This is a genomic window from Aneurinibacillus sp. UBA3580, assembly GCF_002375825.1.
GTDB lineage: Bacteria > Bacillota > Bacilli > Aneurinibacillales > Aneurinibacillaceae > Aneurinibacillus > Aneurinibacillus danicus.
Map to the genome: position 1 here is coordinate 1 of NZ_DFMZ01000128.1, position 9,886 is coordinate 9,886.

Sequence of the window (9,886 nt, forward strand, 5' to 3'; positions counted from 1 at the left end):
TTTTCTTCCCCGGATCTCATTTCTTCTTCCCCTTCCTTCTTTCCTCATGATTTTCACAGAAAAAGGCAGGAGGAGACATATGGAGAACGAACAGCAGCCCAACAGTATCAACCGACTGCGATCGATGTTATCATCCTTGTCCGTCAAAGAACAGACGGCCGCCCGTTATATGCTCGAAAAGCCGGAAGAAGTCATTCATTCGTCGATCTCCGAGCTGGCGGAGAAAAGCGGGGTGGCGGAGGCGACGGTCTTTCGGTTGTGCAAGCGTCTTGGCTACAAAGGCTATCAGGCGTTTAAAATCGCACTTGCCCGGGATATTGTGCACCCGATGGAGAATATCCATGAAGAAATTACGGAGGAAGACAACATTTTACATATCACGCGCAAGATTTTTTTAAGCAGCATAGAAGCGATGAAAGACACGCTCGCCCTGCTGGAAAATGAGCCGCTCGAGGCGGCGGTTGAGTGCCTTACCCGTGCCAAAAAAATTGATTTTTACGGTTCCGGAGGCTCAGGGGTTATCGCACTCGACGCCTACCATAAGTTTTTACGCACCGGCGCTCAGGTGATTGCCCATACGGATAGCCACCTGCAGGTAATGTCCGCGTCTTTGTTGGATGCGGAATGCGTAGCAGTCGGTATTTCACACAGCGGCAGCAACATTGATGTAGTGGAGGCGATACAGGTGGCACGCGAGCGCGGCGCGAAAACGATTGGCATCAGCAGTACGATGAAATCGCCGCTGACGCGCGCTGTAGATATTTCCATTTATACAACATCACGTGAAACTTTATTTCGTTCTGAAGCAATGGCATCCCGACTCGTCCAGCTATCGGTTATCGATGCGCTGTATGTGGGCGTGGCGACACGCAAGCAGGATGTAACGCTTAAAAACCTGCAGAAAATTCGTGAATCTATTGCAATTAAGCGCTATTAATCGGCTTATCCGACAGCCGCCCGCAGCAACGGCTTTTTCGGATAAGCTATTTTAAGATCAGTTTTGAAAGAAAATTTCTTTCCTGTATTTACATTAGAAAAAATATTTTATATAGTGGAGAGGCATCCTTCATACTGTTTAAGAAAACGCTGACATCATAAAGGAGAGAGACAGCATGAATTCATTTTTGGGGCTCAGCCACAGTGCCAGCCTGCTGGTATATACGGTCATCGCAATTCTTGGCCTGATTGTGCTGATTGCCAGATTTAAGCTTAATCCACTTGTCGCATTAATTCTGGCTTCTTTGTTTATTGGCTTAAGCGCGGGCATGGATCTGCCTGAAATTCTGAAAGCGTTCGAGAAAGGAGTTGGCGGTGTTCTCGGATTTATTGCCATCGTGCTTGGACTGGGGACGATGCTGGGGAAGATGATGGCCGAATCCGGCGGCGCAGAGCGCATCGCCCGGACGCTGATTTACATATTCGGTGAGAGAAACGTACACTGGGCGATGATGTTTGTCGCATTCATTGTCGGGATCCCGGTGTTCTTCCAGGTTGGCCTGGTGCTTCTGATTCCGCTGGTGTTTACGCTTGCGCGGCATACGAACACGCCGCTGCTGAAAATAGGCATCCCGCTGGTGGCGGGCCTGTCCGTCGTACATGGTCTTGTGCCGCCGCATCCGGCTGCGATGCTGGCGGTTGGCATTTATCAGGCGGATGTGGGCAAGACGATTCTGTATTCATTGATTGTGGGCCTTCCGACTGCAATTATCGCAGGTCCTTTATTCGGTTCATTCATTTCGAAGCGCATTCAACTTGAGCCGTCGACCGAGCTGGCAGCCCAGTTCAGCGAGTCTGAACGCAAGGAACTGCCGGGCTTTGGCATCACGGTGTTTACGATTCTGCTTCCGGTGCTTTTGATGCTATGTGCGACGATTGCAGACGTGACGCTGCCGGAAGGCAATACGCTGCGCAGCTGGATTGATTTTATCGGTAACCCGGTTGTATCGCTTCTGATCGCGCTTCTGTTCTCGTTCTTCTCGCTCGGGTTTGCACGCGGATTCGACCGCGATCAAATCCTTAGGTTTACAAACGAGTGTCTTGGACCGACTGCAACCATTTTGATTGTTATCGGCGCAGGCGGCGGCTTCAACAAAGTCCTGATTGAAAGCGGCGTCGGCGATGCGATTGCCGGCGTAGCTACGCAGTCGCACATCTCACCGCTCCTGCTTGGCTGGCTGGTGGCGGGTCTGATTCGTGTGGCGACCGGCTCGGCCACCGTAGCGATGACGACTGCAGCGGGCATTCTTGCCCCGATTGCAGCGGCAACGCCGGGCACGAATCTGGAGCTGTTGGTGCTTGCGACAGGTGCGGGGTCGCTCATTCTGTCGCATGTGAATGACTCCGGTTTCTGGCTCATTAAAGAATTTTTCAATATGACTGTGCCGCAGACGCTGAAGACATGGACGGTGATGGAGACGATTCTGTCCATAGCCGCACTTATCTTTATCCTGCTGCTCGACATTGTGGTATAACAAAGAAAAAGGCGAAGCCTTTTTCTTTTCTGGATCTTACTTTCTTTTTTTCACACTAAAGATAGGAGGCAGCCCTGTGAGTACGAACTACTGTATCGGCATCGACATCGGAACAACGAGCACCAAAGCGGTTCTTTTCACGGAAAAGGGACAGGGGCTTGCGAAACACTCGGTTGAATATCCGCTCTATACGCCGACTCCTTCGACGGCGGAACAGGACCCCGATCAGATATATAAGGCGGTGCTTGAGGTTCTTAAACAGGTAATCCAGAAAAGCGGCGTCGCGCCTGGGCGCGTCGCTTTCGTTTCGTTTAGCTCGGCCATGCATAGCGTCATTGCCATGGACGGTTCGCACCGGCCGCTGACCCGGTGCATTACCTGGGCGGATAACCGCAGCACGAAATACGCGGAAATCATTAAAAAAGAACAAAATGGACACGAAATCTACAGACGTACCGGCACGCCTGTGCACCCGATGGCGCCGCTTTCCAAAATTGTCTGGCTGCGTGAAGAACACCCGGACATTTTCAAACGGGCAGCCAAATTTATTTCCATAAAAGAATACGTGTTTTATCAGTTGTTTAAACAGTATCTTGTCGATTATTCTATCGCTTCGGCGACCGGAATGTTCAATCTGGAGAACCTGATCTGGGATGAGGAAGCGCTTGCGGTTGCCGGAATTAAAGAGGAGCATCTGTCTACGCCGGTTCCGACGACGCATTATGTCCGGGGAATGGACGCATGGGCAGCGGAAGAAACGGGGCTTAACCCCGACACGCCGTTTGTCCTGGGTGCAAGCGATGGAGTTCTGTCTAATCTGGGCGTGAATGCGGTAGAGCCTGGCGTAGTGGCGATCACGATCGGCACAAGCGGCGCCATCCGTACTGTAGTGGATAAGCCGGTAACCGACCCGAAAGGCCGGATTTTCTGCTACGCGCTGACCGATAAGCACTGGGTCATCGGCGGTCCGGTTAATAACGGGGGCATGACGCTGCGCTGGGTACGGGACGAGCTGGCCGCATCCGAGATTGAGACGGCCAAACGGCTCGGCATCAGCTCATACGATGTGTTAACGAAGATTGCGGATAACGTGCGGCCCGGCTGTGACGGACTTTTGTTCCATCCGTATCTGGCGGGGGAGAGGGCGCCGCTCTGGAATGCCAATGCGAGAGGATCGTTCTTCGGTCTGACGCTGCACCATAAGAAAGAGCATATGATTCGCGCCGTACTTGAGGGTGTTATCTTTAATCTCTATACCGTATTTCTCGCGCTTAAAGAATTAATCCCGATGCCAAAGCAAATTCAAGCGACAGGCGGGTTTGCCCGCTCGGCGCTGTGGCGGCAGATGATGGCCGATATTTTTGATCAGGACGTATACGTGCCGGAAGACTATGAGAGTTCCTGCCTCGGTGCGGCTGTCCTCGGCATGTATGCCCTGGGTACGGTAGATTCATTGGAAGTGGTATCAGAGATGGTGGGGGCGACGCATCATCATACGCCAAACCGGGAACACGCTGCCGTCTATATGGAGCTGCTTCCGATTTATCTGCGCATTATGCGCAAGCTTGAAGATGAGTACGAAAGCATCGCCGCATTTCAGCGCAAAATGTTAGGATAAAATTAGAAAATATGAAGAAGGAGTGATGGACAGTGAAAGTAGGATTAATCGGGCTCGGAAAAATGGGGTATAATCTCGCGCTTAACATGATCGACAAGAACCATGAGGTCGTGGCGTACGATACTGTGAGCGAGCATGTGGAACGCATTACGAAAGACGGTGCAAGAGGTGTCGATTCCCTGGCGGCGCTCGTGCAAAACATGGAATCTCCGCGGGTCGTTATCATGCTGGTACCGGCGGGCAAAATCACCGACCAGGTCACAAAAGAGATGGGCGCCCTGCTTGAGAAAGGGGACATTCTGATTGACGCTGGAAACTCCAATTACAAAGACACGCTTGCCCGCTACGCGCAGCTTAAAGAAAAAGGCATCTATTTTGTTGATTGCGGCACAAGCGGCGGTACAGAAGGCGCGCGCCACGGCGTATGTACGATGGTCGGCGGCGACCCGGAGGCGCTTGAGCATATTACTCCGCTATTTGAAAGTATCTCTCTGCCGAACGGCTTTCTTAAAACCGGTGCGGCCGGAAGCGGTCATTTTCTGAAAATGGTACATAATGGCATCGAATATGGCATGATGCAGGCGATCGGTGAAGGATTCGAGATTCTCGATAAGAGCCAGTTCGACTATGATTACGAAGCGGTGGCACGTGTATGGAATCACGGCTCTGTTATTCGCAGCTGGTTGATGGAGTTGATGGAGAACGCGTTCTCCAAGCAGCCGAAGCTCGATAATATTAAGGGTGTTATGCATTCTTCCGGCGAAGGCATCTGGACGGTAGAGACAGCGATGGAACTGCAAGCAAGCGCACCCGTTATCGCGATGTCCCAGTTTATGCGTTTCCGTTCGCTCGAAGACGATACGTTCCACGGCAAGGTTGTTGCCGCACTGCGCAATGAATTCGGCGGACACGCAGTCGTGAAAAAATAAACAGAGGCAGGAGAAGTGCCAGAGGGTTCTCCCGATGACAAAAACCTGGAATTGGTATACAGTAAATGTATCCATTCCGGGTTTTTTTTGTGAAAATCATGAGAGAAGAAGGAAGGGAAAGAGGAAAGAAGAGCCAGGGTAGAAAAAGGCCTTCGCCTTTTTCACCATTGAAATCCTCTCCTCCTTCTTTCCTCTTTTTTCCTTCATACCGCAAAAGTCAGCTGGCCTTCCCGTCATTTTCATGTCGGGGTTGCGGCTGAAACGCCATGGTCGTTTTTTATGAAAAATAGAGGAGTGAAAAAGATGGCTTCCTACGCAACGCAAAAAGATGGCATTTTTCCTTCGGTTTGCTCGCTGGATTGTCCGGATACATGCGGTCTGCTCGTCCACAAGCAGGACGGAAAGATTGTCAAAATCACGGGCGATCCGGCGCATCCGGTGACGCAGGGGGTAATCTGCAACAAGGTGCGCAACATGCCGGCGCGCCTGTATGACCCGAAGCGTCTTAAATATCCGCTGAAGCGGGTGGGCACAAAAGGGGAAGGCAAGTTTGAACGCATTACCTGGGACGAGGCGATTGCCACCATCGCAGAGAAATGGAAGGAGCTAATCGCGCAGCATGGTGCAGAGAGCATCATGCCGTATAGCTTCTATGGGAATATGGGGATTCTGAACGTGGAAGGGATGGATCGCCGCTTTTTTAATCGTCTGGGCGCAAGCCAGCTTGAGCGGACCATCTGTAATTCCGCCGGCGCTGCGGGCTATATGTATACAATGGGCGGAAGCTACGGCACGGACCCGGAGGAAACCATCGATACGAAGCTGTTCATCTTCTGGGGCTGCAACGCGGTCAGCACCAATATGCACCAGGTTACGCTGGCGGAGAAGGCGCGGAAAAACGGCGCCAAAGTGGTCGTCATTGACGTGCATAAAAACCAGACCGGACGGTGGGCCGACTGGTTCATTCCTATTCTGCCCGGAACGGATACCGCACTCGCGCTTGGTCTGATGCATATATTGTTTGCCGAAGAGCTGGTGGATGAGACGTTTCTCGCCGAATATACGGTTGGATATGAAGAGTTGCGCGAACATGTAAAGCAGTATAATCCTGCTGCCGTATCCGCGATTACTGGCGTTTCTGTGGATGATATTTACGAGCTGGCCCGCATGTACGGCAGGACATCGCCTTCTTTTATTCGCATCGGCAACGGGCCGCAGCATCATGACAACGGGGGCATGTTTGTACGCACTATCGCCTGTCTGCCTGCATTGACCGGCCAGTGGCATGTGCGAGGCGGCGGGGCGATTAAAGGCAACAGCGGCTATGCATCCGTTAATTTTCAGGCGCTGCAGCGTCCTGACCTGCTGAAGGAAAAAACGCGCTCCATCAGCATGAACCAGATCGGGGAGGCGCTCACGGAGCTCGATCCGCCGCTGTATTCTTTGTTTGTCTATAACAGTAACCCCCTTGTCGTGGCGCCAAACGGCAACAAAGTGAGAGAGGGTTTTGCGCGTGAAGACTTGTTCACTGTTGTGCATGATTTGTTCCTGACAGAAACGGCGCGCTATGCTGACATTGTGCTGCCGGCGACATCCTCCTATGAGAATTTGGACTTGTTTACATCGTATTGGCATTATTTTGTACATCTGCATCTGCCGGTCATAGAACGGTACGGGGAAAGTAAGTCCAATGTCGAGGTGTTCCGTCTGCTGGCGGAAGCGATGGGATTTACCGAGCAGGCATTCAAAGATACGGAGGAAGAGATGATCCGTCAGATGCTTGATCATCCGGCCAATCCGTATCTCGATGGCATTACGTATGAAGCGCTGCTTGAGCGGCATTTTATCAAAATTGATCGAAGCAAAAAGCCGAAATTTCCGGGTAAACTGCCGACGCCGAGCGGCAAAATCGAGCTGTACTCGAAACGAATGGAGAAAAAAGGACTGCCGCCGCTGCCGACATATGAACCGATTAAAGAAGACGAGAAGTACCCGCTTTTGTTCGTGTCGGCGCCGAATCATAATTTCTTAAACTCGACATTTTCAAACAATGCCAGGCATGTGGCGATGGAAAAGACGCCGCGTCTGCATATCCATACGGATGAAGCGCGGAAGCGCGGCATCGAGGACGGCGCGAAAATACGTGTCTATAATGATCGCGGTGAATGTGTGCTCACCGCCTCTGTCGGGGAGAATGTGCTGCCCGGCGTAGCGGTGAGCCAGGGATTGTGGGCGGATGAGCCAGGCACGAAACAACTGGTTAATGCGTTAACACCGAGCCGTCTGTCAGACATGGGACGCGGAGCAACGTTCTTTTCTACCCGGGTAGAAGTAGAGAAGCTTTGAAAGAATTGATAAAGAATGAAACGATGAGAGAAACCGGAGATACGCTTGTGCTCCGGTTTTTCGTTTTTTAAGCATAACCCTGAACCTCTGCACAAAAACTATAAGATGGAAAAAGATTCGAGCGGAAGGAGCAGGCGGCGATGGAGCATATACACTATTCATTTGAAGGGTTTGCGAATGCATACGGGCTTGCCGGGGATACGCGAAAGCATATTCATGATGTAATGGAGCGATACCGGGATAAGATTAGGCTTGGTGAAAAAATTACCGAGCCAGATTTTATGGAGGATATGGCGCTGGCTTCAGGTCTCGGCGAGAGAGAAGTACGCGAGATGCTTGACGTACTGCAGCAAAGCCAGGCATGGCAGGACACGGTAGATGAGATGAATCGGACATGGGTGGCACAGGAAAGCAAAGATGGAATTCAATAAACATAAACGCCCGTTCTATTCGATACATGCGGATAGAACGGGCGCTTATGCTTATGCAGGACTGGAATCCAGTCTCTTTTCTTTTTTATAGGTGACCAGTTTCATTAAATAATCTTTGGAGAATTCTTCTTGATACGGAATTGCCGGCACATCGGTGATGTCGTGTCCGCAGTGCGTGCATTGCCAGTCGCCGGCCATTAAATAATCGGCGGACACGCTGACTTTCAAGCAGTAGCAGCATAGCTTCTTGTACATTTCTTCTTTTTTCCTTTCTGTATATAAGATGATGTTATTTAACGATAACGACAGGACGCGGTGAGAGGCGAATGACTTTCATGCTGACGCTCCCCAGCGTCAGCTCTTCATAGTTGCTGAGCCCCCGGCATCCCATCACAATCATATCGACCCCAATTTGCTCGGCGAATGTGAGCAATTGCTCAGCTACCGGTCCTTCCAATACACGGCGCTGACAAGTATTGGCATGTATCGTAAGCATTTGGGCAATCTCTTGAAGCCGTTTCTCCGCCTGGGCAGTATACTCTTCGCGAAGACCCGGATAGACATGCAGCAGTGTCTCATCCATTTCCGGCAGCACGGTTACCACATACACCTCCATGCTTTGCGCCCAGGCTAATTTTTCGTTAATAAAGTGGACGGATTTCTCATCGTATGTGGACCCGTCGATTGCCAGCAGTATTTTATTCATCGTTTCCCCAGCCTATTCTGTCTTTTTAATTTCATTATAATGGAAAGAAGAAAATTGAAAAGTAAAGTTTTAGGGAACGAGATTTATTCTGTAGTAGACTGTAATATAAATGTCTCGATTACATGGCGTACGCCTTCCTCGTTGTTCGAGAGCGTTACATAATCGGCTATTTGTTTGATATCATCCGGCGCATTGCCCATTGCGACGCCAAGACCTGAGACAGTAATTAAATCCAGATCATTATAGCTGTCGCCAATGCCGATAATTTCCGAACGGTCAATCCCAAACGTCTCCGCAAGGTGCAGTACGGCCCGCCCTTTGTTCGCTTCCGGATGCATGACTTCAAGGAAAAACGGTTTTGATTTGGTAATGTGCGCCGTCTCACCAAATTCTTTACGCAGTTCCCGAGCCAGCTCGTCCAATGCCTCCGGTTCATCGAAATACAGCAGTTTAATGAAATTGCGCTCGGCCAATCGGTACAAATCTTTCTCTATTGTATACGGTACCCCGGCGATTTCGGCATACTGCCGAATCTTATCGTTCTCCTCGGGTGAATACAAAATATCGTCCTGGTAGACCTGTAGGTGCATATTTTTCGCACGAGCAATCTCGATAATGCGGCGGGAAATCTCCGGAGTGACGAGCCGTTCATACATGATGCTCTCGCTCGCCATATCTTTGACAACGGCTCCCTGATAGGTAATCAGCGGAACGTTCAGCCCAAGCTGGGATGCAAACGGCAGGGCTGAAGGAAACATCCGGCCCGTCGCCAGCGTGACCACCACGCCTAAATCCAGCGCCTGCTTAATCGCCTCTGCCGTGCCCGGCGTAATCGTTCTCTCATCGGTCAGCAGTGTATCATCCATATCAATCGCAATCATTCGATACCTCATAAGTATCCACTCCTTTTTGCACCGTTCTTATCTCTTGCCTGTTCTATCATATCATATGGTAAACAAAAGGCCGGGAACTGCATCCCGACCTTTTGTTTACCACGCATATCCCAATCGTCTCTGCTGCGTTGTAAATAATACGGTTTTGTCCTCGTTTTGCTTGGTAATGCCCAGCCGGTCTTTACTCCCGTACGATATCCAATCTCCTACCTGGAATGCCGGGCTTGCTTTTTCCTCGTTTATTTTTCTGTTTGCCACCATCGTCCCGCTGTTGTCGCGGGGAAGCGTCGGTTTGGAAGAAGAGCAGCCTACCAGAAGCAGTCCAACCAGTACCAGAAGCAGGATATGCTTCATTTGTATCCCTCGTTTCCTTTTTCTATAAAAATCCTGAAATAAAGAAGGAAGGAGAGAGAAAAAAGATCTAAGGAAGAAAAAGGGCTTCGCCTTTTTCCACATTGAAATCATCCCCTCGTTCTCTTCTCTCTTTTCCTT

10 protein-coding genes are annotated in these 9,886 nt (G+C 50.6%); 6 read left to right on the plus strand and 4 right to left on the minus strand.

From position 1 onward, the window contains the following. The first annotated feature begins 79 nt into the window (after positions 1 to 79). From B2899_RS17185 to B2899_RS17210, 6 genes are all read left to right on the plus strand, one after another. On the plus strand, positions 80 to 937 hold the full coding sequence (locus tag B2899_RS17185) for a MurR/RpiR family transcriptional regulator (RefSeq protein ID WP_286887356.1): 858 nt from the start codon (positions 80 to 82) through the stop codon (positions 935 to 937). Positions 938 to 1,112: 175 nt separating this feature from the next. Continuing rightward, positions 1,113 to 2,471 (plus strand): GntP family permease, encoded by a 1,359-nt coding sequence (locus B2899_RS17190; protein ID WP_286887358.1) that lies wholly within the window; start codon positions 1,113 to 1,115, stop codon positions 2,469 to 2,471. Positions 2,472 to 2,547: 76 nt separating this feature from the next. After that, positions 2,548 to 4,089 (plus strand): gluconokinase, encoded by a 1,542-nt coding sequence (gene gntK, locus B2899_RS17195; RefSeq protein ID WP_146809299.1) that lies wholly within the window; start codon positions 2,548 to 2,550, stop codon positions 4,087 to 4,089. A gap of 32 nt (positions 4,090 to 4,121) precedes the next feature. Beyond that, entirely contained in the window at positions 4,122 to 5,018 is an 897-nt protein-coding gene (gene gnd, locus B2899_RS17200; RefSeq protein WP_146809300.1) for a phosphogluconate dehydrogenase (NAD(+)-dependent, decarboxylating), read from the plus strand. 303 nt (positions 5,019 to 5,321) lie between these two features. Beyond that, complete coding sequence (locus B2899_RS17205; protein ID WP_286887360.1) at positions 5,322 to 7,364, plus strand: molybdopterin-containing oxidoreductase family protein; 2,043 nt, start codon at positions 5,322 to 5,324, stop codon at positions 7,362 to 7,364. Positions 7,365 to 7,504: 140 nt separating this feature from the next. Then, positions 7,505 to 7,795, plus strand: coding sequence for a hypothetical protein (locus B2899_RS17210; protein ID WP_286887362.1), 291 nt, complete (start codon positions 7,505 to 7,507; stop codon positions 7,793 to 7,795). 51 nt (positions 7,796 to 7,846) lie between these two features. On the opposite strand, the gene B2899_RS17215 is transcribed toward B2899_RS17210, so the two are convergent. The 4 genes from B2899_RS17215 to B2899_RS17230 all read right to left on the minus strand — a co-directional run bounded on the left by B2899_RS17215 (position 7,847) and on the right by B2899_RS17230 (position 9,748). Continuing rightward, positions 7,847 to 8,050 carry a hypothetical protein gene (locus tag B2899_RS17215; protein WP_286887365.1) on the minus strand — a complete coding sequence of 68 codons (204 nt, stop codon included), beginning with the start codon at positions 8,048 to 8,050 and terminating at the stop codon, positions 7,847 to 7,849. A gap of 34 nt (positions 8,051 to 8,084) precedes the next feature. Continuing rightward, positions 8,085 to 8,501, minus strand: a complete 417-nt coding sequence (locus B2899_RS17220) for a universal stress protein (RefSeq protein ID WP_286887367.1) — start codon at positions 8,499 to 8,501, stop codon at positions 8,085 to 8,087. An 83-nt stretch (positions 8,502 to 8,584) separates the two neighbouring features. Further along, the gene (locus B2899_RS17225) at positions 8,585 to 9,394 is read right to left on the minus strand and encodes a Cof-type HAD-IIB family hydrolase (protein ID WP_146809305.1); all 810 of its coding nucleotides are present in this window, start codon (positions 9,392 to 9,394) and stop codon (positions 8,585 to 8,587) included. A gap of 96 nt (positions 9,395 to 9,490) precedes the next feature. Beyond that, on the minus strand, positions 9,491 to 9,748 hold the full coding sequence (locus B2899_RS17230; protein ID WP_146809306.1) for a hypothetical protein: 258 nt from the start codon (positions 9,746 to 9,748) through the stop codon (positions 9,491 to 9,493). Positions 9,749 to 9,886: the final 138 nt, after the last annotated feature.